Genomic DNA, 23,405 nt, shown 5'->3' with positions numbered 1-23,405 from the left:
AAAAACGACCTGTAGGAGCGCGCTTGCCCGCGATTGCGTTCGGCCTGACACCGCAAAGGTGAATGACACACCGCAATCGCGGGCAAGCAAGCGCCTAAAGGGATTTGCGTCAGCGATTCAAGCCGGCATCACGCTGCGCGGAATCAACGCCCCCGGATGCTGAATGACCAGGCTCGCCAGACGGTGCCCGGCTTCCGCCGCTTCCTGCGGACTGCCGCCACGCAGACGCCGGGCCAGATACCCGGCGCTGAAGGAGTCGCCTGCTGCGGTGGTGTCGATGACGTTGTGCACCGGATGCGCGGGCACCTCGTAACGGCGGTTGTCCGCGCGCACCAGACAGCTTTGTGCCCCTCGCTTGATCACCACCTCACTGACACCCATGTCGCGGTAGGCGCTCATGATCGCCTCGCTGTCGGCGTAATCGAACAACGCCTGTTCATCCTCCTCGGTCAGCAGCGCAAGATCGACTTCGTGCATGACCGCCCGATACGCCTGGCGCGCCTGATCGACACTGCGCCACAGGCGCGGCCGGTAGTTGTTGTCGAAGACCACGCGAGCGCCGCGATCCCGGGCGTCGCCCAAGGTCGACAACAGCCGGGCACGCCCGACTTCGCCCAACACCGCCAGCGTGATGCCGCTGAAATACAGCACGTCGTACTCCGGCAAAGCCGCCAGAATCGGATCGGCCGCCGGCGTGGTGAAGCACTCACGCACAGCCGCTTCGTTACGCCAGTAGAGAAAGCGCCGCTCGCCCTGGGCATCGGTCTGGATGCAATACAGCCCAGGCAAACGTCCCGGCAACCGCTGCACGCGGCTCAGACCGATGCCCTCTTCTGCCCAGATCGCGCACATGGCATCGCTGAAGCTGTCGTCACCCAGGGCGGTGACATAATCCACCTGCGCCGCCGACCCCAGCAGCCGTGAGAGGTACACCGCAGTGTTCAGCGTGTCGCCGCCAAAACTTTGCTTGAGCGTGCCGTTGGCATGCTGCTGCAACTCGATCATGCATTCGCCGATCAGCGCCACCCGTGGGTGACTGTGACTGAGAAATTCGCTCATCGCAGGCTTCCGTCAGAAACAGGTGTCAAAGGTTTCGATCACGCTCAGGTCATCGCCGACCAGGCACCCCGTGCGCCACTTATCGAACGTCAGGCAAGGGTGCGAGGTGCCGAAAGAAATAATGTCGCCCACCTTCAGCTCGCAGCCCGGCGCGACGGTCATGAACGCATGCTGGTCCATCACGGCAGTCACTTTACAGGCGCTCACGTCATCGCCTTCAGCAGGCACGACACCCGCTTTGTAACGTTTGATCGGGTTCGGCATGCCAGCGTCGAACGCCACGTCACGCTTGCCCAATGCGATCACTGCAAACCCCGGCTCCGGCATCGACTGCACGTGAGCCCATACTTCCAGTGCCGGCTGCAGCCCTTCGCTCAGATCGTGGCGACGGTCCAGCACGCAGCATTGCGCCTCTTTGTAGATGCCATGGTCATGCACCACGTAGCTGCCGGGGCGCAGGACGCTGAGAAAACGGTCGCGAACCTGTTGCTTGTCGAACTCTTCGGCAATCAGGTCGTACCAGGCCGAACCCGACGCGGTCACGATCGGACGGTCCAGCGCAAACGCGCCTTTGTCTTGCAGGGTCACGGCCAGACGCACCAGCGACGCGGCGAACTGGCGAATCCCGCTGACGGCCTGATCGCCATGAATCACCCCTTCATAGCCTTCGATACCGGTCAGCTTCAACGCCGGTTGTGCGGCGATGGCGTCCGCGAGGGCCATGACTTCTTCTTCGCTACGGCAGCCGCAACGGCCACCCACCACGCCGTACTCGATCATGACATTCAGGTGCAGGCCCTTCTGCGCAAAGAACTCGCCCAGCGCCTTGACGTTGTCCGGGTGGTCAACCATGCAATGGAAGTCGAACATCGAATCCGTGAGCATGTCGGCAATGATCGCCATGTTCGGCGCACCGACCAACTGGTTGGCCATCAACACGCGGCGCACGCCGTGGGCGTAAGCCGCGCGGGTCTGCACGGCGGTTGCCAGGGTCATGCCCCAGGCGCCGTGCTGCAACTGACGCTGAAACAAAGCCGGGACCATGCTGGTTTTGCCGTGCGGTGCGAGTTCCGCGCCGCTGTCGCTGACGAATTTCTGCATCCAGCGCAGATTGTGTTCCAGCGCCGTGTCGTGGATGACCAGCGCGGGCAGGCTCACATCCCGTACAAGCTGGTCGCCGGGGTTGGCGGCGCCTTTTTCCAGTGCGGCAATCGTCATGTCTGTTCTCCAGAGTTCTTGTTCGGTAAGGATCGCGACTCGTCGGCGACCCCGTCAGTCGTTGACGCGACGGGCCAGGCTGTTGGCGCTGTTGATCAGTACCCGTCGATAGTCGTCGTAGTGTGCGGTCGCATCGGCCCGAGGGGCGACAATGCACAGGGTTGCAATGCAGATGCCCTGATTGTCCTTCACCGGTGCAGCGAAGCAGTGGGTGAAGGTGTCGGCAATGCTGTTGAAGGAGAAAAAGCCTTCGTCGTGCGCTTTACGAATCTCGGCGAGGAAGGTCTCCAGCGGCAGTCGCTGACCGTCCGGGAGGATGTAATCCTCAGGGTCGATCAGGTCGATGATTTCCTGATCGCTCAAGTGCCCGAGCAGCAGGCGTCCCGAAGCGGTCCACGGAATCGGCGCATCTTCACCGATGTCCGAGGAAATGCGGAAATGCCGAGCGCCTTCCTTCATCAATGCCACGGTGTATTTGCGACCGTTGAGCAGGCACATCTGCGCGGTTTCCCGGGTCTGGTCGACGATTTCACACAGGCTGACTTCAGCCTCGCGGGTGAAATCGAAATGCCGCAGATGCGCTTGGCCGAGGAAATACAGCTGACGCCCCAGGTACACGTGGCCGTCCTTGCCCACGGTTTCGAGGATGCGCCGCTCCAGCAGGGAGCTGACCAATTCATACACCGTCGACTTGGGACTGCCGATGCCGCTGGCAATTTCATTGGGCCGCAGCGGCGTGCCTTTTTCCTTGAGGAAATCAAGAATATCGAACGCCCGGTCCAGACCACGGGCCCGGCGCTTGATGGTGTCTTCGGTCATGGTGGTGCTTTCCATTGAGCGGGTCTTTCCTGAATGAGGCACGCAGTTTACAAGCACGACAGTGACTGTAGGAGCGCGCTTGCCCGCGATTGTGGTATGCCTGCAAAAAAATCATTGCCTGACGCACCGCCATCGCGGCCAAGCGCGTTCCTACAAGGGCAACCTCTTTCAGCCTTTCTTTTTATAAGCAATACAGTCGATCTCGACCTTGCAGTCGACCATCATGTTCGCCTGTACACAGGCACGGGCCGGGGCGTGTTCGGGCGTGAAGTACTCACCGAACACCTTGTTGAAGCTCCAGAAATCCCGAGGGTCTTCAAGCCAGACACCGACACGGACCACGTCTTCGAGGCCATAACCGGCTTCAGTCAGAATCGCCACCAGGTTCTGCATCGTCTTATGGGTTTGTTCAACGATGCCGCCAACAATGATCTCGCCGTTTTCCGCCGGTACCTGGCCGGAGACATGCAACCAGCCGTCAGCCTCTACCGCGCGGGCGAATGGACGTGGCTGGCCGCCACCTGCGGTGCTGCCAGCGCCGTAACGAGTAATGCTCATGAAAAATCTCCTTTGATTGAGCGTTTAAAAACGAATGTTCTTGAGGAATTCGCTCAAGCGCGCCGATTTGGGCTGCTCGAACAATGTCTTGGGAGGGCCCTGCTCTTCGATGCGACCCTGATTCATGAAGACGATTTGATCGGACACTTCATAGGCAAAGCGCATTTCGTGGGTGACCAGCAACATGGTCATGCCCTCTTCGGCCAGGCCTTTGATCACGCTGAGCACTTCTCCGACCAGTTCCGGGTCGAGGGCCGAGGTCACTTCGTCGAACAGCATGAGGCTGGGGTTCATCGCAATGGCACGGGCGATGGCCACACGCTGTTGCTGCCCACCGGACAACTGGCCTGGGTAGTGATTACGCCGCTCTAGCAGACCGACGCGCTCCAGCCATTTTTCAGCGAGGGCGACGGCCTGATCTTTGGGGAGTTTTTTGACCTTGAGCAACCCCAGGGTCACGTTCTGCAACGCGGTGAGGTGCGGGAACAGGTTGAACTGCTGAAACGCCATGCCGGTCATGGCCCGGTGCTGCGCGATGACCTTTTCAGGGTGACGCACGCGCTTGCCGTTGACGTCGCTGTAGCCGATGTCCTGCCCTTCGAGACGGATATGCCCGCCCTGGAACTCTTCCAGCAGGTTGACGCAACGCAACAGCGTGGTCTTGCCAGAGCCACTGGACCCGATCAGGGTCACCACGTTGCCCTTGTTCATCTTCAGGTCCACACCCTTGAGGACTTCGACAGGGCCGTAGGATTTGTGCAGTCCTTCGATGCTCAGTAACGCCGGTGCAGCGGTCGCGGTTTGAGTCTGTGTCATGGCAAGGCCACCCGTTTTTCAATTTGCCGCCCAAGAAGCTCGATGGCGTAGTTGATGACGAAGAAGAGAAATCCCGCGAACAGGTAAAACTGCAGGGTCATGAAATTGCGCGCGATCACCTGTTGTGTGCTGAGCAATAACTCGGCCACGCCGATCACTGACAGCAAGGTCGACGCCTTGACGATCTCGGTGGACGAGTTGACCCACGTCGGCAGGATCTGTCGCAGCGCTTGCGGCAGCAGCACGTAACTGAGCGACTGGCTGAACGTCAGGCCGATGGCCTTGCCCGCCTCCAGTTGGCCCCGCGGAATGGCCTGCAAGGCTCCGCGCACGATTTCCGCGACGTGGGAACCGCAGAAAAGCGTCAAGCCCAGTGCGCCGGCCTGAAACGCACTGATCTGCCAGCCCAGCGCCGGGGCCATATAAAAGCAGGCGAGCACCAACACAAAAACGGGCGTGCCACGGATCAGGTCGACGTAGCAACGAAATGGCAGCCGCGCCCAGAGCTTGCCGTAGGTCAGGATCAACCCGGCAAACACTCCAATGACGGTGCCAAAGATGATCGCCAGGCCAGCGCACTGCACGCTGGTCAGAAAACCGGCCCACAGTGCCTCGCGGGCGATCCACAACTCATGCAACCAGGTCGGTTGTTCGTACATGTCTGGGGCCTCCTAGCGGCGAATCGCCAAGCGCTGTTCGAGGTAGCGCAAGAGCATGGCGATGAGGTAACAGGCCGCGACATACAACGCCGTGGTCACCAGCCAGGTTTCGATGACCCGGTAGCTTTCGACATTGATCTTGCGCGCGTAATAGGTCAGCTCCGGCACGGCAATAGCGGCCGCCAGCGAGGTGTCCTTGAACAGCGAGATGAAGTTGTTCGACAGCGCTGGCAGCACATTGCGCAGCATCACCGGCACGATGATGTAGGCCCGTACCTGCCATTCGCCAAGGCCGATCGCCAGACCGGCTTCACGCTGGCCTTTGTGAATGCTCAGCAGACCGGCGCGAAACACCTCCGTCAGGTATGCCCCTGCGTACAGCGAAAGGGTGACGATGAACGAAGGGATCTTGTCCATGCGGATTCCCAGGCTGGGCAAGGCGAAGTAGATCAGCAGGATCAACACCAGAATCGGCGTATTGCGAACCACCGTGACATACACCGACGACACCACGCGCAACGCCCGGTAGCGAGACAGCATCGCAAACGCCGCCATCAGGCCAATCACGCAGCCGATGGCGATCGAGATCAGGGCCAGCTCAAGGCCCAGACCCAGCCCCGCCAGCAGACTGGGGAAATCCCGCCAGACGGCTGCAAAGTTCAACTGATAATTCATGGTCAGCAGTACCTGGGACGGAAAGACATCACGGCCTTCCCCGCCCCGTCAGTTCAGTGATGTAGTGCGGGTTACTTGTATTCCATCGGGAAACCAATGGCTGGAGTCGGCAGCTCGACGCCGAACCACTTCTTGAAGGACTCCGCGTAAGTCGGGAATTCAACGCCGGTCATGGCTTCATGCAGCGCGGTGTTGACGAAATTCAGCCAGTCCTGATCGCCACGTTTAACGGCGCACGCGTAGGTCTGTGGGCTCCAGGCGAACGCCGGGGAACGGTAACGGCCAGGGTTCTGCACCATCAGGTACTTGACCGAAGACTGGTCAGTGGCGGCGGCGTCTGCACGGCCGGAGTTAATCGCCTGGTACATCAGATCGACGCTGTCGTATTGATCGACTTTGGCTTTGGGCAACGCCTGGTGAACCAGCTCTTCTGCGTAAACGTTCTGCAGCACGGCAACGGTCACGCCATCACCGGCGGCCTTGAGGTCGTCGATTTCCTTGTACTTGCTGTTGGCGGGCAACAGCAGCGCCACGCCTTCGCGGTAGTACGGCAGGGTAAACGCGACTTGCTGCGCGCGGCTGGCGGTAACGGTGATGAATTGGCAGCTCATGTCGACTTTGTCAGTCAGCAAGTTCGGAATCCGCGCATCAGACGACTGCACCACAAACTCGACCTTCGTCGGGTCGTTGAACAGACCTTTGGCGACGATACGCGCGATGTCGATATCGAACCCCTGCAATTTGCCGTCAGCGCCCTGGAAGTGCCACGGAGCATTGGTGCTGCCCGTGCCCACCACCAGGTGGCCGCGTTGCAACACGCTGTCGAGCTTACTGTCAGCCGCTTGAACCGTGGTCGCTAGGGTTGCTGTGGCTGCCAGTACAAGCGCACAAGCTTTCAGAAAAGAAGGTCCGCGATGCATGTGATGAACTCCGCTAGAAGGTGTTTATTCCGCTATACCGGAACTAGGTATGTAACAGCGGAATAGACAGCAGAAAGTGTGCCACAGAATCGAAGAAGAAAAACAGCGTTCAAAACGTTTGCAATATCAATGAGCTAGCCATGAGAGGCCGAGCCGCGGAAACACGTCAGACAAAAATGGGCGCTACCGTTTCCCACAGCGCTGTGTACCGAGGCCCCAGTGTTGTGCGTAACGCGCCAGAAACGCGCAGCGTTAAGTGCCTGGCGCCCGTCCGTCGCGCTGACAGCACATTGGCATCGCCACAGATGCCTAAACGTAAACAAAACGTCAGTCAGACGGGAGACACCTCATGAGCATGCCCAAACTGTCCCACCTGTTAACGGCAGGATTTTTAACCCTCGGTATTACGGCACTGTTTACACCCCATGGCATGGCAGCCGAAGCAGGAGGCTCAGCGTTACCGCCCGGCGTAAACCCATCCTCACCAGCCGGTGGTAATGGCGGTGATGCCCAAGGCTACGAGAAGAAGCCCGCCAACCCCGAGCCTGCAGGCACCGACAAAAAAGCAGTCGAGAAACAGTCGCCTGTCAGGCACGCCACCCCATCGAAGACCGACCGCACGCATTCGACCCAAAAGAAAGCGGCCCCCACCAAGCCGTGATTCAAAGGCTGCGCGCGCACATCGCTGCTAGGGTTAAAGGAGCGGCCGTACAGGCCGATGAAACAGGGAACGTTGGCACCGTTAATGCCTCCAAGTCATTCATGAAGCTTTTATGACAGCTGCGTGACATTTCGCACCTTGGGTGCATCTCACAAGCTGTACGGTGGAGGAACATTCAATGAAAGAACGCGCCACGGTGATTTGCCGACGAGACGACGAGATTCTGTACGTGCGCAAACCCAAGGCACGCTGGAACCTGCCGGGCGGGAAAGTCGAGGCGGGAGAGTCTCCCGCGCAAGCCGCTGTGCGGGAATTGCGCGAAGAGACCGGCCTTATTCTCGAGGATTTGTCCTATGTCACCCGCTGTGAGTCGGAGACCGTGCTGCATCACGTGTTCGAAGTCTCGGTCACGCTCATCGCGTCGCCCTCTCCCAAAAACGAAATTGCCGACTGCAAATGGTTCACCGCCAAGGCGTTGAGCGACGTGAAGGTCAACCCCTCCGTCAAGTCCATCATCAAGGCGTTCCTGAGCGATGCCATTGCGTGAAGCGGCTTTTCATCGGACCAAAGCCCTGAAACGTCCGCCAGCCTGATTTCGATGGGTCAGGCTGGCCCTCCCCCATATATCTGTCATCCCAGCTATGCGACAATGCGCGCCACTGTCCGGCATGAATCCCGCATACAAGCTGCCCAGCGCCCTGAACAAGGTCGACGCTGAGGTGGTTTTTTTGCCTGTCGGGTTCACTGAAGATCGTGACAGGCGCGAGCTCCCTGGCTCATCCGCTGCCCTATGCACGCCCAAGCGGCGGTCGGTCACTTCCAAGCTATTGAAAGGTAAGGTAATTGATTTCCACAGCAAATATCACGATGCAGTTCGGCGCAAAACCGCTGTTCGAGAACGTTTCGGTCAAATTCAACAACGGCAATCGCTACGGCCTCATCGGCGCCAACGGCTGTGGCAAATCCACGTTCATGAAGATTCTGGGCGGTGATCTGGAGCCGTCTGGCGGTCAGGTCATGCTCGAGCCGAACGTGCGCCTGGGTAAATTGCGTCAGGATCAGTTCGCCTACGAAGAATTCACCGTGATCGATACCGTGATCATGGGCCACGAGGAACTGTGGAAAGTCAAAGCCGAGCGTGACCGTATCTATTCGCTGCCGGAAATGAGCGAAGAAGACGGCATGGCCGTGGCCGAGCTTGAGACCGAGTTCGCTGAAATGGACGGCTACACCGCCGAATCCCGCGCGGGTGAGCTGCTGCTGGGTCTGGGTATTCCGCTGGAACAGCATTTCGGTCCGATGACCGAAGTCGCGCCGGGCTGGAAGCTGCGTGTTTTGCTCGCTCAGGCGTTGTTTTCCAATCCGGAAGTGCTGTTGCTCGACGAACCGACCAACCACCTGGACATCAACACGATTCGCTGGCTGGAAACCATTCTCACGGCGCGTAACAGCACCATGATCATCATTTCCCACGACCGTCACTTCCTCAACAGCGTGTGCACCCACATGGCTGACCTGGATTACGGCGAGCTGCGCCTGTTCCCGGGTAACTACGACGAGTACATGACAGCGGCAACCCAGTCCCGCGAGCAGCTGCTGTCGGACAACGCCAAGAAGAAAGCCCAGATTGCCGAGCTGCAGACGTTCGTCAGCCGCTTCTCGGCCAACGCCTCGAAAGCCAAGCAGGCCACCTCTCGCGCCAAGCAGATCGACAAGATCCAGCTCGCCGAGGTCAAGCCTTCGAGCCGCGTCAGCCCGTTCATCCGCTTCGAGCAGACCAAAAAGCTGCACCGTCAGGCGGTGACCATCGAGCACATGTCCAAAGGGTTCGACGGCAAGACCCTGTTCAAAAACTTCAGCTTCACCGTCGAAGCCGGCGAGCGCGTGGCGATCATCGGCCCGAACGGCATCGGCAAGACCACCCTGCTGCGCACGCTGATGGGCGAACTAACGCCGGATGCAGGCTCGGTGAAGTGGACTGAAAGCGCTGAACTGGGCTACTACGCTCAGGATCACGCGCACGATTTCGAAGACGACGTCAGCCTCTTCGACTGGATGGGCCAGTGGACGCAGGGCGAGCAGATCATTCGTGGCACTTTGGGCCGTATGCTCTTCTCCAACGACGAGATCCTCAAGTCGGTGAAGGTCATCTCCGGTGGTGAGCAAGGCCGCATGCTGTTCGGCAAGCTGATCCTGCAGAAACCGAACGTTCTGGTCATGGACGAACCGACCAACCACCTGGACATGGAATCCATCGAGGCGCTGAACCTGGCGCTGGAAAACTACCCGGGCACGCTGATCTTCGTCAGCCATGACCGAGAGTTCGTGTCGTCGCTGGCCACGCGCATCATTGAGCTGAGCCCTAACGGCGTGACCGACTTCAGCGGCACCTATGACGACTACCTGCGCAGCCAGGGCGTGGTGTTCTAAGCCGCTACGCGTTTTACCGAAAGCCCCGTCCACGCGACGGGGCTTTTTTATGAGCGATGGTTTTGCGGGTCGGTGAATGCCCAGGGATCCTCCAGTCAGGCGGGTTTACATCGTTAGCCTGCTTTCATTTCTGTTGATCCCGCGCGATGATGACGCACTCCCACCGCTCCAGCGAAGAGTCCCATGTCTGCCGCCCTGCCGCCAAACACGCCTGCTCCAAACGCCAGCTCACTGACGATCACGCTGCAAATCGTTTCCATCGTTTTTTACACGTTCGTTGCCTTCCTGTGCATCGGTTTGCCCATCGCGGTCATGCCCGGCTATGTGCACAATCAGCTTGGATTCAGTGCGGTGGTGGCGGGTCTGGTGATCGGATCGCAATACCTGGCGACCCTGCTCAGCCGCCCGGTGGCTGGCAGGATCTGCGACACCATCGGCACCAAGCGGGCGATCGTGTACGGCCTCTCCGGCATCGCACTGAGCGGTGTGCTGACGGTGGTGGCAATCTTGCTGGAGTCCTATGCGCAGGCCAGCCTGATCATTCTGGTGATCGCCCGGCTCATCCTCGGCGGGTCTCAAGGGTTGATCGGGGTCGGCACGATCAGTTGGTGCATTGGGCAGGTCGGGTCCGAGCACACGGCGCGCTCCATTTCCTGGAACGGCATCGCCTCCTACGGCGCGATTGCGATCGGTGCGCCCTTGGGCGTGGTGATGGTCGATGCGCTGGGCTTTGTCAGCCTGGGCCTGGTGCTCACCGCGCTGGCCGCTGGCGCGCTGCTGTTGATCCGCAACAAGCCGCCGGTGCCCGTGGTTCGAGGCGAGCGCATGGCCTTCTGGTCGGTGTTCGGCCGCGTGGCACCGTACGGATTGAGCCTGACCCTGTCGTCGATCGGTTACGGCACCCTGACGACCTTCATCACGCTCTATTACGTCAACCGTGGCTGGGAAGGCGCTGCCTGGTGCCTGACAGTGTTTGGCATCTGCTTCATCGTTGCCCGACTTTTTTTCATCAACGCGATCACCCGTTTTGGTGGTTTCCGTTCGGCGATTGCTTGCATGTCGGTGGAAACCATCGGGCTGGTGTTGCTGTGGCTTTCACCGAGCACCACCGTAGCCCTGATCGGCGCGGGACTCACCGGCTTCGGCCTGTCGCTGGTGTACCCGGCCATCGGTGTCGAGGCCATCAGACAGGTGCCCAACAGCAGCCGCGGTGCCGGGTTGGGTGCGTACGCGGTGTTCTTCGACCTGGCGCTGGCGATTGCCGGGCCCTTGATGGGCGCGATCGCGCTAGGCATGGGTTACGGCTGGATCTTCTTCTTCGCCGCCCTGCTGTCGCTCCTCGCGCTGGCCTTGACGTTGCTGCTGTCTCGCCGCCCCACCGTAGACACGCGGGTGTGATCAAACACTGACCTGGACCTCAGCCGAATAAAGCTGAACTGCCGAGTGGCTGCCGGGTCGGAGTTAGCACATCCCCCGCGACAGGAGTGTGCGCGTGAACCCCGACCCTGCAGGCACCCGTGTTCCCCCTACGGACATGGCTGACGTACGTGATGTCCACCGACTTCGCGTGCTGACGGTCAACACCCACAAGGGCTTCACCGCGCTGAACCGACGCTTCATCCTTCCAGAACTGCGTGAAGCGGTGCGCAGTACAGGCGCCGACCTGGTGTTTCTGCAAGAGGTGCTTGGCGGCCATGACCGGCATGCCGCACGGTTCTCGGATTGGCCCGAGACCTCCCATTACGAGTTCCTGGCAGACAGCATGTGGAGCGACTTCGCCTACGGCCGCAATGCGGTGTACCCCGAGGGGCACCACGGTAACGCCCTGCTCTCCAAATACCCGATTCTGCATTACCGCAATCTGGACGTGTCGATCACGGGGCCGGAGCGACGCGGGCTGTTGCACTGCGTGTTGCAGGTCCCGGGGCATGACGAGGTGCATGCGATCTGCGTGCACCTGAGCCTGCTCGAAAGCCATCGGCAACTGCAGCTTGACCTGCTGTGCGCGCTACTCGATTCATTGCCGGAACACGCGCCTGTGGTCATCGCGGGTGACTTCAATGACTGGCAATTGCAGGGAAACAAACGCCTGGCCCGTTGCGAATACCTGCACGAGGCCTTTGAGCGCAGTCACGGCAAACTGGCGAAAACCTACCCTGCACGTTTTCCGTTGCTACGCCTGGACCGGGTATACCTGCGCAACGCCACCAGCCACGACCCGAAAATTCTTGGCACTCGGCCCTGGACTCATTTATCCGACCATCTGCCATTGGCGGTGGAAGTGCACATGTGACGGCACCCGCTCACCTGCTCATTGATTCAACCGTTCCAGCACCATTAACCGGGCTTGGCGCGTCATCTGATCGAGGTGACGGTCCCGCTGCTTTTCAGCATCGGTCATGGCGCGCTTGCCATGCTGTTTGAGTAAATAAGCGTGGATTTGCCGTACCTCCACCGAGTTGTAGATCGGTGCGACGTCCAGCACTGCAAGCAAGCCCTCAGTCTGATGGTCCCGGGTATTCATCACGACCTGAGGACCCCGTGCCGTTAGAACCCGAAACCCCATGGCCTCGAAATACGGCACCTTGCCGGCGAAGCACGCCAGCTCCGCATGAGGATACCGCTCGATCATCTGGCGCAGCATCGCTCGGGCGATCCCGCGTCGACGCTGGCTGGCGTGCACCGCCATATACGCCACCGCGCAGGCTTCCGGATCGTCCTGCACCGGCAGGTACAACAAAAAGCCGATGACCACAGAAGGGTCTTCGTCATCCAGAGCGACGATCAGCTCGACCGGGAAACCCCGAGAGCCATTCATGGCTTGCAGGTACTGATGAACCTCGTGCCCGACCCCGTACTGATACAGCTGATACAGCGGGTTGCTCGCGACAATGCCGACCATGCTGATGTCGGTCACGTAATCGACCACCCTCTGCATGATCTGACTCTGGATCGATTCGGGCGGCGTGTTTTCAAGGCGGGTGATGGTGTACATGAGAATCCTGACTCTGGGCGAAGGCTCCACGACGACGATCACGTGGAGGGGCTAACCCGCGCATCATAACCGCTTCTGAGGCGACGTCGGCGCCGGGTTTGTCCGGAGTGCCATACAACCACAGCGCCCCGCCTGATCAGAACGACAAACGCTCAGGCGCCACGTCCAGGATCTTCGCCAGCCGCACCACCGTCACGCCCACGCCCAGATGACGCAGCGAGGGTTGCACCAGAACACAATGGTCATGGGGCGTGACGAGGTCGGTGTCGCCGTCACGGGCGATCACCGTCCCTTTTTGTTCGATCAACTCCAGGCCCCGGAAATCGTCGACAAAGCTGAAATCCATGCTGTCGGCCACCACCGGGTCGGTCACTTCAAGAAACCGCTGCGGCTGCGGCGTTTGCGTGTTGATGAACTCGACAACGTCCTCCGGCGACACCGTGCCGGTGGTCACCAGAAAGCGCGCGGCCGTGTCCAGTGCCACCTGACGACTGCGCCTGGAGAAATGCTGACCGGTCTCGATCAACAGCGCGTTCCTGGCGCTCGACGGATCGTTGAAGCCCTCATAGTCGCGCAGCCGACGCCCATTCGGATGCCCTGCATCGACGACCACCGTCTGCGGCACGCCCAGCGTTGCCGCGAAATCAATGCCCTTGCGTTGCGCGCCACACATCATCACCGGCGGCGCTTCTTCGTGCATCGAGTGGATGTCCAGCAACAGGTCCACGGTGTCCACCACCGGGCGTAACTGGCGTGCCCGACGCAACTCAATGGAGTCCAGTTCACCGTCAAGCTTGCCGGGCAACCAGACGCGGTTCATGTCTTCGTCCAGATAACGGGTGGCGTCGATGTTCTGAGGATCGAAACGGTGATAGGCCTCGACGTTGCCGAATGCCAGGGTCAACCGTCCCCGACGCGGGCGCAGTTCGCGCGCAAGAAAGGCATCGACCGTGATTGCACCGCTGACTTCGTTGCCATGGGTCAGGGCCATGATCATCACATGAGGCCCGGCAACGCCGCTGTCGAAGCTGTGAACGTAATCGACGCCGTCGGTGCCCTCCTTCCAGCGACGGATATCCGGGAATTCAACCTCGATCGGATACGGTTTCAGCGATGCACGGACTTGCTCAAGGGTCTTCATTTGGGCCTCCAACGGACAATGGCATACGCGAGCCGTGGCCCCTCTATGGGCTGCGGCAACACTCAATTCATGAATGGAAATGGATGGGTGACAGGCTCAGGCCGGCGTGCTGTGACGCATGCGCCGCCCCAGTAGAATCACGGCGATGACGCTCACCAGCGACGTCGCAACCACGTAGAAACTCGGCGCCAGCTTGCTGCCCGTGGCCTCGATCATCCACGTCACGATCAGCGGGGCGAAGCCGCCGAAGAGGGTGACCGAAAAGTTGTAGCTCAGCGCCAGGCCGGTGCCGCGGATGCTGGTCGGGAAGATATCGGCGAGCATCGCGGGTATCGGCCCCAGGCACGCCGCGATCAGCACGCCCACCATGGCCTGGACCATCAGCAGCGTGGACACGCTGGGAAAATGGTTGAGCCAGACGAACATCGGGTACGACGACAGACCGGTGATCAGCAGCGCAATCGTCAGCACCCTGAAACGCCCGTAACGGTCGGACAGGCTGCCAAACACCGGCGCCATGATCATCAGCGTGACTCCGGTCACCAGCGCTCCGAGGTAAGAAGACGTCGCAGCGATCTGCAACTGTTTCAGCGCATAGGTCGGCATGTAGAGCTTGTGCACGTAGTTGAACGCCGTGGCGCCCGCCACCACGCCGATCGCCAGCAACAGGCTGACATGGCCTTTGATCAGCACGTCGCGCAGCGGCGTTTTCGGCTCGGCCTTGGCCACGACCTTCTGAAAGTCCGGGGTCTCATCGATCTGACTGCGAATGTAAAAGCCAACCGGCCCGATCAACAGACCGACACCAAACGCCACGCGCCAGCCCCAGTCATTCAGTTGCACGTCGCTCAGCGCGTAGCTGAGCAAGGCGCTGACGCCGGCCGCCAGCACCGTGGCCAGTCCTTGCGTCGACAACTGCCAACTGGCGAAGAAACCACGACGGCTGGCGTCGGCATGCTCGACCATGAACGCCGTCGCCGCGCCGAATTCACCGCCGGTGGAAAAGCCCTGAAGCATCCGCGCGACGATGATCAACAGCGGCGCCGCCATTCCTATCTGTTGGTAGGAAGGCGTGAACGTAATCAACGCTGTGCCGATCAGCATGATCAGGATCGAGAGGGTGAGCGACGCTTTGCGCCCCGCCCGGTCGGCGTACGAACCGAGGACGATTGCACCCAGTGGACGCATTAGAAACGATATACCGAACGAGCCTACGGCCAACAGCAACGAGGTCGTCTCGTTGTCCGAGGGGAAAAACAGCTTGCCGATGACCACCGCAAAGTAGCCATAGATCAGCAGGTCATAGAATTCCAGCGCGTTGCCGAAGCTGGCGGCGACGATCTCTTTCCACGGCCCTCGCCGGGTCGTTGCCTGTGCCGAGTGCACGGTGGATGCGTGAGTGGTCATGGGAGTGGCTTCCGGGTCTGTTTCACAGTTAGCGATCCTGTCCGCACGGGCATTGGGCGCCTGGCGGACGCGACGGCAGTCATTGTTATGGGTGAAAACAACCGGACAGTGATCGACGATCTGCGCCTTCGTGACTGTCCGGCCCGGAGCCAAAGTGAATCAGAGTCAGCGGTTCGACAATTGCTGTTTGGGCACAGCCTTGAGCCTGTTCGGCACGACGCCGTTGCCACGGGGATTTCAGACGCGTGCGCGGGAGGTGTTTTTTTCAAGACGCACAATAACAGGGCAGGTATTTGCGCCTCTCAGCAAGACCCGATCAACCCAACCCGTCCCAGATCCGCATCACACGGTCACTGCGATTCGAGCGCAGACGGTGCAGTGAGATATCAAAGCCGATGTGCATCTCAGGGCCGCCAGCGATGACCAACTGTCCCGAGGCCAGCGCTTCCTGCACCACCATTCTGGGCAGCCAGGCCAGACCGTTGCCGCGTCTGGCCATTTCCAGAATCGCCTCGTAAGAATCGGCCTGATAGATCATTCGCAGGGCCAGACGTTGCGGCAGCCTGGCCAGGTGCTGCGCCAGCACGCCGCGCAACGACAGCGTCGGCGAGAACCCCAGCCAGGGAATGCTCGATGCATCGCTGTCGGGGTGGATCGAGAACATGGGCAGGCCTTGACCATCGGGCGCACTGACCGGCAACAAGACCTCTTGCGCCAGGACTCGCGAGTCAAAGCGCTCGCTGTCGATCAGGATACGGGTCAGCGGGCTGGAGAAGATCAGTTGCAAATCCACCTCGCCCGCTGACAACTTGACGATCGCTTCCTGTGCGCCGCCCGTGACCAGCGACACCGCAAAGGCGCCGAACTGTTCGTGCAGCGACTGATACCAGTCCGGGAAGAATTCACTGGCCAAGGTGCGGCCGGTCGCGATCCGCAGCGGCTCATCGCGGTTAAGGCCGATGTTCTGAAACTGCGCGCGGGCCGCCAGCAGCAACTCCATCGACTGCGTCGCTGCATCCAGAAACAACAACCCCGCCGGGGTCAGCGACAGCGGTTGTTTGCGCTCGATCAGCGGCGCACCGACCCAGTCTTCCAGCGCGCGAATCCGCCGCCCGAACGCCGGGTGTGTCACGCAACGGTTCTCCGCCGCCCGCGACAGACTGCGCGTACGTGCCAGTTCGATGAAGTCTTCCAGCCATTCCAGTTGCATCGTGAGTCCTGCTTGACGTTGTCGGGGACACGCCGAAAAACGTGCCTCGAAAGGAGCGATTAAGCCCCGCAAAGGGTATGCCGCTATGAGCACATCTCATGGAATCGAACACATTGATGCATCGATGAGGGCTTCAAACCGCCCCCTTCGACAACCGCAAGGCATCGACCACCAGGGTCAGCGCGCGGGAGGACTGACGGCGGCTTGGGTAGTAGAGGTGAAACCCGGGGAACGTCGGAAACCAGTCCTCCAGCACCCACACCAACCGACCGGACGCCACGTAGGGTCTGGCGAGCTCCTCGGGAATGTACGCCAGACCGAACCCGGCCAGGGCCGCCTCAAGCATCTGGTAAGCGCCGTTGAACGTCAATTGGCCTTCAACGCGCACCTGAACCTCGGTGTCGCCCTTGCTCAATTCCCAGGCGTAACACCCGCCATGGGTTGGTAAACGCAGGTTGATGCAGTTGTGTTGCGTCAGCGCCTGCGGTGTTTCAGGCGCCGGGCGGTCCTTGAGGTAGCCGGGAGCACCGACGATCGCCATCCGCATGTCCGGCGCAATGCGCACGGCAATCATGTCTTTGGCCACCTGATCCCCCAGGCGCACACCGATGTCGTAACGCTCGGCGACGATGTCGGTCAGCCCATAGTCGGTCATGATTTCGACCTTGATGTCCGGGTATTGAGGCAAAAAGGTCAGCAGACGCGGCCAGAGCACCGAGTTCGCAGCATAGTCCGTCGCGGTGATGCGAATCGTGCCGCGCGGCTGGTCACGAAACGCCAGAACTTCCGCGAGATCGGCATCAATTTCTTCGAAGCGCGGCGCCAGGCTGTTGAACAGCCGTTCTCCCGCTTCTGTGGGCGCAACACTGCGGGTGGTGCGGGTCAGCAAGCGCACGCCGAGCCGCGTCTCCAGCGCGCGAATGGTATGGCTCAGCGCCGACTGGGACACCCCAAGCTGAGCCGCCGCGCGGGTAAAACTGCGCTCTCGGGCCACGGCCAGAAACGCAAGAAGGTCGTTGTAACTGTCACGGGCCATTGATGATCCTCATGGTTCCAATTCAAAGAGCGTGTGGCGTGCCGGTGCGAGTCAGAAAGCCGACCCAAATGGATCGATGCCGATGGCATCAGTTGGGCTGCCGCGACTGCGCCCACGCCCGTACCGCTTCGGCAAACAGCCGCAAGGCCATCGGCGGGTGACGGTTGGCCGGGTAATACAGGCAGACACCGGGATAGGTCGGACTCCATTCCGGCAGCAGATGCACCAGGCGCCCTTCTGTCAGATGGTCTTCGACCTGCGTCAGCGGCGCCCAGGCGATGCCGATGCCGTTCAGCGCGGCCTCGATCATCATGTTGATGTTGTCCATGGTCATCGGTCCGTCGACGTCGATGCTGGTGTTCTGCCCCATGTACTCGAACTCCCAGCGAAACAGCGCGCCGCTGGCAAACTTGAAGCGGATGCAGCGGTGCGCTTTCAGGTCATGGGGCAGCTGAGGCGCCGGATGCCGCGACAGATACGCAGGCGATGCCACCGCACCAAAGTGAATGTCATGGCCGAAGCGCACCGCGATCATGTCTTTGGGTACATCGTCGAAAATCCGGATGCCGGCATCGAAGCCCTCGCCCACGATGTCCACCAACCGACTGTCGGCGATCAGCTCGATATGGACCTGTGGGTAGTCCTCCAGAAACTTCGGGACGACGTTGTGAATCAGCGTTCTGATCGACGACTCTGAAGCGCTGATCCGAATCGAACCTGACGGGGTATTACGCGCGGAAGTGACTTCATTGACTACATTGGTGAGGTCATTGAGTAAAGGGCGCACGCCCTGCAGCAATTGCTCGCCCGCCTCGGTCAATGCCACCGAACGCGTGGTGCGGTTGAAAAGACGCATTTCCAGCCGCGCCTCCAGGTTGCGCATCGAATGGCTCAGCGCCGAGGGCGACACGCCCAGCACCCGGGCCGCACCACTGAAACTCTGGTGCTCGGCAATGGCGATGAAGGCCGTCAGTTCCGGCAAGTCGGCTCGAATCATTTATGAATTAACCTCATGTAGCCATGCAACGTTGAGCGGATTGTTGAAGAAGGTACATGAATATAAGGTAGTTCGAACCTATCGAAGGAGACAGAACATGCAACAACGCACACTGGGTAAAGGCGGTCTGCAGGTGTCCACCATCGGCCTTGGCTGCATGGGCTTGAGCTTCGCCTACGGCCCGGCGACGGAGAAATCCGCCGCCATCAAATTGATCCACGGCGCCTTCGAGCGCGGTGTCACGTTTTTCGACAGCGCAGAAGCCTACGGCCCTTTCACCAACGAAGCACTGCTCGGTGAGGCGCTCGCCCCCTTTCGCGACCAGATCGTGATCGCCACCAAATTCGGTTTCAAGAACGGCGAACCGCCGCAAGGTCTGGACAGCCGCCCTGAGACCATTCGCGCCGTGGCCGAAGCGTCGCTCAAACGCTTGAAGACCGATCGCATCGACTTGTTTTATCAGCACCGTATGGACCCCAACGTACCGATTGAGGACGTGGCGGGGACGCTCAAGGACCTGATCGCCGAGGGCAAGGTCCGGCATTTCGGCATGTCCGAGGCGGGCGCCGATGCGATTCGCCGCGCCCACGCAGTTCAGCCCGTGGCGGCGCTGCAGAGCGAATACTCGCTGTGGTGGCGTGAACCGGAGAAGGAAATCCTGCCGTTGCTGGAGGAACTGGGCATCGGCTTCGTGCCGTTCAGCCCGCTCGGCAGAGGGTTTCTCACCGGCGCCATCGACGCTGACACCACGTTCGCTGACGACGACTTCCGCAAGGGCCTGCCGCGTTTCAGCGAAGAAAACCGCAAGGCCAATGCCCAGCTGGTGGCCGTATTGGGCACGATTGCGGACGGCAAAGGCGCCACTCGCGCACAGATCGCCATCGCCTGGCTGCTGGCGCAGAAACCCTGGGTCGTGCCGATTCCCGGCACCACCAAACTGAATCGGCTTGAGGAAAACGTCGGTGCCGCCAACATCGTCCTGACCGCCACCGATCTGCAGGCCATCGACTCGGCCCTTAAGGCCATCGAGATCGTCGGTGACCGTTACCCGGCTCACTTACAGAAAGCCGTCAACCGGTGATCCCGCTCCGCTGATCTCATCCCAAGCCTGCGCCAGTCCTGCGTTTGCGCAGGACTGGCGGCAGGGCTTTTTCCCGCCGTGACGAACTCCCTGTTATTCATCCCAAACAATTCCGGATCACGCGCAGCGTCCTCCATTGGTGAGCGCTGCTCATGACGGCATCCCGCCCACGGCCCTTAATCCACCCGTCAGGGTTGCCTAAGATGGACCCTTTTTCAGGAGACGAAGGTATGAAGTTGATCGCAACCACGCTCGCCAGTGTGTTCTTCTCAGCGTTGGCGGGCGCAGAGGAAGGCAAGTCCCGGCCTGACCCCCAACCGTCGCCGGATGTCCTTGAAATCACCCCGCAGCTCTACCGCTACACCACGGACTTGCTGTTTGGCGAAGTCTGGAAACGTCCGGACCTGCCCCCTCGCGACCGAAGCCTGATCACCCTCGCCGCCCTGCTCGCCAGCGGACAGACCGCGCAGATGACCGGGCACATCAAGCTGGGGTTGGACAACGGCGTCAAACCCGTCGAGATCACCGGCCTGATCACCCATCTGGCGTTTTACAGCGGATGGCCCAACGCGATGTCGGCGGTGGGCGTGGCGAAGCAGGTGTTTGCTGAACGGGGCCTTGATCCCGAGCAGATCACGCCACCGCCGAGCGAACCGCTCACGCTGAATGAGGAGAGTGAAGCCAAACGCCGTGCCGCGGTTGAAGGCTCGGTGGGCGTCACTGCGCCGGAGCTGGCGCGCTACACCAACGATGTGCTGTTCGGCGACCTCTGGCGCCGCACTGATCTAACGCCGAGGGACCGTAGCCTGATTACGGTCGCCGCACTGATCGCGCAGAACCAGTCCGCACAACTGACGTTCCACCTCAACCGGGCCATGGACAACGGTTTGACCCGTGAACAGGCGGCCGAGGTGGTGACTCATCTGGCGTTCTATGTGGGTTGGCCGAAGGCGATGTCCGCCGTGCCGGTGCTCAAGGACGTGTTCGCGTCGCGCAGCGCCGGGTGAATTCAGCCAGGGATCAGCGCAACTCCACCCGCTCAAACCGGCCGGCCAAAGCGCCGTAGGCGAAAACACCCAACAGCCCGTGTGCCGCCACGAACCACAGCGCGATATTGAACGACCCCGTGGTGGCCACGATGTAGCCGATCACTACGGGGGTGATGATCCCGGCAATGTTGCCGATACCGTTGAACACGCCACCACTCAAGCCCACCATGTTTTTGGGTGCGGTGTCCGAGAGCACCGCCCAGCCCACCGCCGCCAGGCCTTTGCCAAAGAAAGCGAAGGCCATCAACGCGATGACGATCCAGTTGGCGTCGACGAAGTTTGCCATCACCAGCACGGTCGACATCACCATCCCGATCAGAAAAGGCGTCTTACGCGCGACCGACGGGTGCACGCCACGACGAATCAGCATGTCCGAGCACATCCCGCCCAGCACGCCGCCGGAAAAACCGCAGATCGCCGGGAGCGCGGCCACCCAGCCGGCTTCCATGATGGTCATGCCACGGCCCTTGATCAGGTAAATCGGGAACCAGGTGATGAAGAAATACGTCAGCGCAGTGATGCAATACTGCCCCAGATAAATCGCCCACAGCGTACGGCTGGTGAACAGCTGTTTAATTTCCTGGAACGTCGCTTTGTTCTTCTGCGCCTTGCGATTGAGCTCCAGATCCACCAAAGCGCCGCCTTCGCGCATGTAGTCCAGCTCCTTGCTGCTCAAACGCTTGTCGCTGTGGGGTTCGCGGTACAGCGCGAACCAGAACAGGCTCAGCACCAGTCCCAGCCCGCCCATCCAAAGAAACACATGTTCCCAACCCAGCGCGTGGGTCAGCCAGGCCATCAGCGGCGTGAACAGCACCACGGCCATGTACTGCGCCGAGTTGAACAACGCCGACGCGGTGCCGCGCTCACTGGTCGGGAACCAGCACGACACGATGCGGTTGTTGGCGGGAAACGCCGGAGACTCGACCAGCCCCAGCATGAAGCGCATGGCGAACAGGCTCATCGCGGCGGAGGCGCCCATCAGGCCAAACCAGCCCACGGTGCCTTGCGCCATCGTAAAGCACGACCACAGCACCAGACTCCAGCCATAGACGCGACGCGCGCCAAAGCGATCAAGCAGCCAGCCACCCGGAATCTGCCCCAGCGCATAGGCCCAGGCGAATGCTGAAAAAATCATCCCTAGCATCATCGGGTCCAGCCCCAAGTCCTTGACCACGCCAGTGCCGGCGATGGACATGGTCGCCCGGTCCGCATAGTTGACCACGGTGACAATGAAGATCATCGAAAGAATGAGAAAACGGTGGCGGCCGACCTTCGCTTGCGCGTCGGCGAAATCCGCGGGAAGGGATTTGCTGAGCATGATGTGTCTCCCACCCGCTCTGTTGAAGGCGGGCATTTTGTTTTTGTTGTCGTACAACTGTCACGCCGATGATAGGAGCAGCGATCGATTCAGGTCTAACATAGAGACTGTATGGATTGATGCGGATATTGAATCGTGGAATTACACCAGTTGCGTTGTTTCGTCGCCGTGGCAGAAGAGTTGCACTTCGGGCGGGCTGCGACGCGGATGCACATGACGCAACCACCGTTGAGTCGTCAGGTTCAGTTGCTCGAGCGCGGGTTGGGTATCCAGCTGCTGGAACGCAATAATCGCTCGGTGAAACTGACAGCCGCCGGTCTGGGCTTTTTACGGGACGCCCGGCACCTTCTGGCGTTCTCCGACCAGGCCGCAGAAGGCGCTCGGCGACTGGCGCGGGGTGAAGCCGGCAACCTGACGCTGGGGTTTACGGCCGTCAGCGCGTACCAGATGATTCCTGCGCTGCTGACCCGTGCCGCCCAGGACTTGCCGGGGTTGCAGTTCACGCTCAAGGAAATGGTGTCCAGCGCGCAGCTCGACGCGTTGGCCGCCCACCGCATCGACGTGGGATTCGTCAGGCAAGTCAGTGATCACGACACCCTCGACGCCCAGTTGATCAGTCGTGAACCCTTGCTGGTTGCGCTGCCGCAGCAGCACCCGCTTGCGCAAAAGCGCGCCATCGCCGTACGCGACCTCGATCTGCAACCGTTCGTGATGTACGCACCCGATGAAGGCCGGTATTTCTACGACTGCATCGCCGGGCTGTTCGCCATGACCGGCGTCTCCCCGCGTTACGTTTATCACGTGGGGCAGACCCACACCGTGATCAGCATGGTCAAGGCGGGATTGGGTGTGGCCATCGTTCCGGCCTCGGCCACGCAGCTACACAGCGAAAACCTGGCGTTTCGCCCGCTCAGCGATGCGCAATTGCATGCCGAGCTGTATCGAGTGTCGCGCAGGGACAACGACAACCCGGCGCTGCCTGCCTTCAAGAGGTTGATCCAGGCGCTGGCGTGATCCCAGCACCTGAATTGAAGGACCTGAATTGAACGGCTGGGATGGCCCGTACACCGGCCCCCTTCGCTACAACTTCAAGCTTCAACTCGCCGTCAGGCCTGAGTGGCTGTGCGCAACCTGATGACTATGGACAGCGACGATACCCGTCATCGCAAAAACAGATTAACCGGTTAGTCCGTTTTATGGTTTCATTGCGCCCGCTTGCGAGCGCGCCCGCGCGCGGCCCTCCTCTTTTACGCTGTCGTCCCCGTGACGAGCTACTGCCCTTCAGGTTGATCAATGAGCAATCCTTCGCAATTCACGTTCGAATCCGGCTCGCGCCGTGGCATTTCCACGGCGCTG

23 protein-coding genes are annotated in these 23,405 nt (G+C 60.6%); 8 read left to right on the top strand and 15 right to left on the bottom strand.

The features are described 5' to 3' along the window. Positions 1-117: 117 nt before the first annotated feature. The 8 genes from kdgK to BLS87_RS04005 form a co-directional block, all read right to left on the bottom strand. Positions 118-1,059: a 2-dehydro-3-deoxygluconokinase gene (kdgK, locus tag BLS87_RS04040; RefSeq protein ID WP_074750495.1), complete on the bottom strand. Its 942-nt coding sequence runs from the start codon at positions 1,057-1,059 to the stop codon at positions 118-120. 12 nt (positions 1,060-1,071) lie between these two features. Next, positions 1,072-2,277 carry an amino acid deaminase gene (locus tag BLS87_RS04035; RefSeq protein WP_074750493.1) on the bottom strand — a complete coding sequence of 402 codons (1,206 nt, stop codon included), beginning with the start codon at positions 2,275-2,277 and terminating at the stop codon, positions 1,072-1,074. A gap of 54 nt (positions 2,278-2,331) precedes the next feature. Further along, complete coding sequence (locus tag BLS87_RS04030; protein WP_074751350.1) at positions 2,332-3,096, bottom strand: IclR family transcriptional regulator; 765 nt, start codon at positions 3,094-3,096, stop codon at positions 2,332-2,334. Positions 3,097-3,264: 168 nt separating this feature from the next. Beyond that, on the bottom strand, positions 3,265-3,654 hold the full coding sequence (locus BLS87_RS04025; RefSeq protein WP_074750491.1) for a RidA family protein: 390 nt from the start codon (positions 3,652-3,654) through the stop codon (positions 3,265-3,267). Between the two features lie 24 nt (positions 3,655-3,678). Further along, complete coding sequence (locus BLS87_RS04020) at positions 3,679-4,470, bottom strand: amino acid ABC transporter ATP-binding protein (RefSeq protein WP_074750489.1); 792 nt, start codon at positions 4,468-4,470, stop codon at positions 3,679-3,681. Then, positions 4,467-5,129 (bottom strand): amino acid ABC transporter permease, encoded by a 663-nt coding sequence (locus BLS87_RS04015; protein WP_074750487.1) that lies wholly within the window; start codon positions 5,127-5,129, stop codon positions 4,467-4,469. Before BLS87_RS04015 ends, BLS87_RS04020 begins: the two co-directional genes overlap by 4 nt. A gap of 12 nt (positions 5,130-5,141) precedes the next feature. After that, entirely contained in the window at positions 5,142-5,804 is a 663-nt protein-coding gene (locus BLS87_RS04010) for an amino acid ABC transporter permease (RefSeq protein ID WP_074750485.1), read from the bottom strand. Positions 5,805-5,875: 71 nt separating this feature from the next. Then, complete coding sequence (locus tag BLS87_RS04005) at positions 5,876-6,724, bottom strand: transporter substrate-binding domain-containing protein (RefSeq protein WP_074750483.1); 849 nt, start codon at positions 6,722-6,724, stop codon at positions 5,876-5,878. Between the two features lie 349 nt (positions 6,725-7,073). On the opposite strand from BLS87_RS04005, the gene BLS87_RS04000 reads away from it, so the two are divergent. From BLS87_RS04000 to BLS87_RS03980, 5 genes are all read left to right on the top strand, one after another. Beyond that, positions 7,074-7,385 (top strand): hypothetical protein, encoded by a 312-nt coding sequence (locus BLS87_RS04000; RefSeq protein ID WP_074750481.1) that lies wholly within the window; start codon positions 7,074-7,076, stop codon positions 7,383-7,385. A 178-nt stretch (positions 7,386-7,563) separates the two neighbouring features. Beyond that, the gene (locus BLS87_RS03995; RefSeq protein WP_074750479.1) at positions 7,564-7,932 is read left to right on the top strand and encodes an NUDIX hydrolase; all 369 of its coding nucleotides are present in this window, start codon (positions 7,564-7,566) and stop codon (positions 7,930-7,932) included. Positions 7,933-8,228: 296 nt separating this feature from the next. Beyond that, complete coding sequence (locus BLS87_RS03990; RefSeq protein ID WP_074750477.1) at positions 8,229-9,815, top strand: ABC-F family ATPase; 1,587 nt, start codon at positions 8,229-8,231, stop codon at positions 9,813-9,815. A gap of 183 nt (positions 9,816-9,998) precedes the next feature. Beyond that, entirely contained in the window at positions 9,999-11,213 is a 1,215-nt protein-coding gene (locus tag BLS87_RS03985; protein WP_074750475.1) for an MFS transporter, read from the top strand. A 136-nt stretch (positions 11,214-11,349) separates the two neighbouring features. Continuing rightward, on the top strand, positions 11,350-12,108 hold the full coding sequence (locus tag BLS87_RS03980; RefSeq protein ID WP_074751349.1) for an endonuclease/exonuclease/phosphatase family protein: 759 nt from the start codon (positions 11,350-11,352) through the stop codon (positions 12,106-12,108). Positions 12,109-12,126: 18 nt separating this feature from the next. On the opposite strand, the gene BLS87_RS03975 is transcribed toward BLS87_RS03980, so the two are convergent. The 6 genes from BLS87_RS03975 to BLS87_RS03950 form a co-directional block, all read right to left on the bottom strand. Continuing rightward, the gene (locus BLS87_RS03975) at positions 12,127-12,810 is read right to left on the bottom strand and encodes a GNAT family N-acetyltransferase (RefSeq protein ID WP_074750473.1); all 684 of its coding nucleotides are present in this window, start codon (positions 12,808-12,810) and stop codon (positions 12,127-12,129) included. 136 nt (positions 12,811-12,946) lie between these two features. Continuing rightward, positions 12,947-13,951: a M14 family metallopeptidase gene (locus tag BLS87_RS03970; RefSeq protein WP_074750471.1), complete on the bottom strand. Its 1,005-nt coding sequence runs from the start codon at positions 13,949-13,951 to the stop codon at positions 12,947-12,949. Positions 13,952-14,047: 96 nt separating this feature from the next. Next, a complete protein-coding gene (locus BLS87_RS03965; RefSeq protein ID WP_074750469.1) occupies positions 14,048-15,358 on the bottom strand; it encodes an MFS transporter in 1,311 nt (436 codons plus the stop codon). A gap of 316 nt (positions 15,359-15,674) precedes the next feature. Next, complete coding sequence (locus BLS87_RS03960; RefSeq protein WP_074750467.1) at positions 15,675-16,568, bottom strand: LysR family transcriptional regulator; 894 nt, start codon at positions 16,566-16,568, stop codon at positions 15,675-15,677. Between the two features lie 133 nt (positions 16,569-16,701). Beyond that, entirely contained in the window at positions 16,702-17,604 is a 903-nt protein-coding gene (locus BLS87_RS03955) for a LysR family transcriptional regulator (RefSeq protein WP_074750465.1), read from the bottom strand. An 88-nt stretch (positions 17,605-17,692) separates the two neighbouring features. Continuing rightward, positions 17,693-18,601, bottom strand: coding sequence for a LysR family transcriptional regulator (locus tag BLS87_RS03950; protein WP_074750463.1), 909 nt, complete (start codon positions 18,599-18,601; stop codon positions 17,693-17,695). A 97-nt stretch (positions 18,602-18,698) separates the two neighbouring features. Here BLS87_RS03950 and BLS87_RS03945 point away from each other — a divergent pair, with 97 nt between their 5' ends. Together BLS87_RS03945 and BLS87_RS03940 are read left to right on the top strand one after the other, a co-directional pair. Beyond that, positions 18,699-19,682: an aldo/keto reductase gene (locus BLS87_RS03945; protein WP_074750461.1), complete on the top strand. Its 984-nt coding sequence runs from the start codon at positions 18,699-18,701 to the stop codon at positions 19,680-19,682. A 230-nt stretch (positions 19,683-19,912) separates the two neighbouring features. After that, the gene (locus BLS87_RS03940; RefSeq protein ID WP_074750459.1) at positions 19,913-20,689 is read left to right on the top strand and encodes a carboxymuconolactone decarboxylase family protein; all 777 of its coding nucleotides are present in this window, start codon (positions 19,913-19,915) and stop codon (positions 20,687-20,689) included. A 13-nt stretch (positions 20,690-20,702) separates the two neighbouring features. On the opposite strand, the gene BLS87_RS03935 is transcribed toward BLS87_RS03940, so the two are convergent. Further along, entirely contained in the window at positions 20,703-22,049 is a 1,347-nt protein-coding gene (locus tag BLS87_RS03935; RefSeq protein WP_083370598.1) for an MFS transporter, read from the bottom strand. A gap of 135 nt (positions 22,050-22,184) precedes the next feature. On the opposite strand from BLS87_RS03935, the gene BLS87_RS03930 reads away from it, so the two are divergent. Next, a complete protein-coding gene (locus tag BLS87_RS03930) occupies positions 22,185-23,063 on the top strand; it encodes a LysR family transcriptional regulator (RefSeq protein WP_208605135.1) in 879 nt (292 codons plus the stop codon). The last annotated feature ends 342 nt before the right edge of the window (positions 23,064-23,405 follow it).

It is taken from the genome of Pseudomonas abietaniphila (genome assembly GCF_900100795.1).
Lineage (GTDB): Bacteria > Pseudomonadota > Gammaproteobacteria > Pseudomonadales > Pseudomonadaceae > Aquipseudomonas > Aquipseudomonas abietaniphila.
This window is presented reverse-complemented; position numbering and strand designations above follow the sequence as displayed.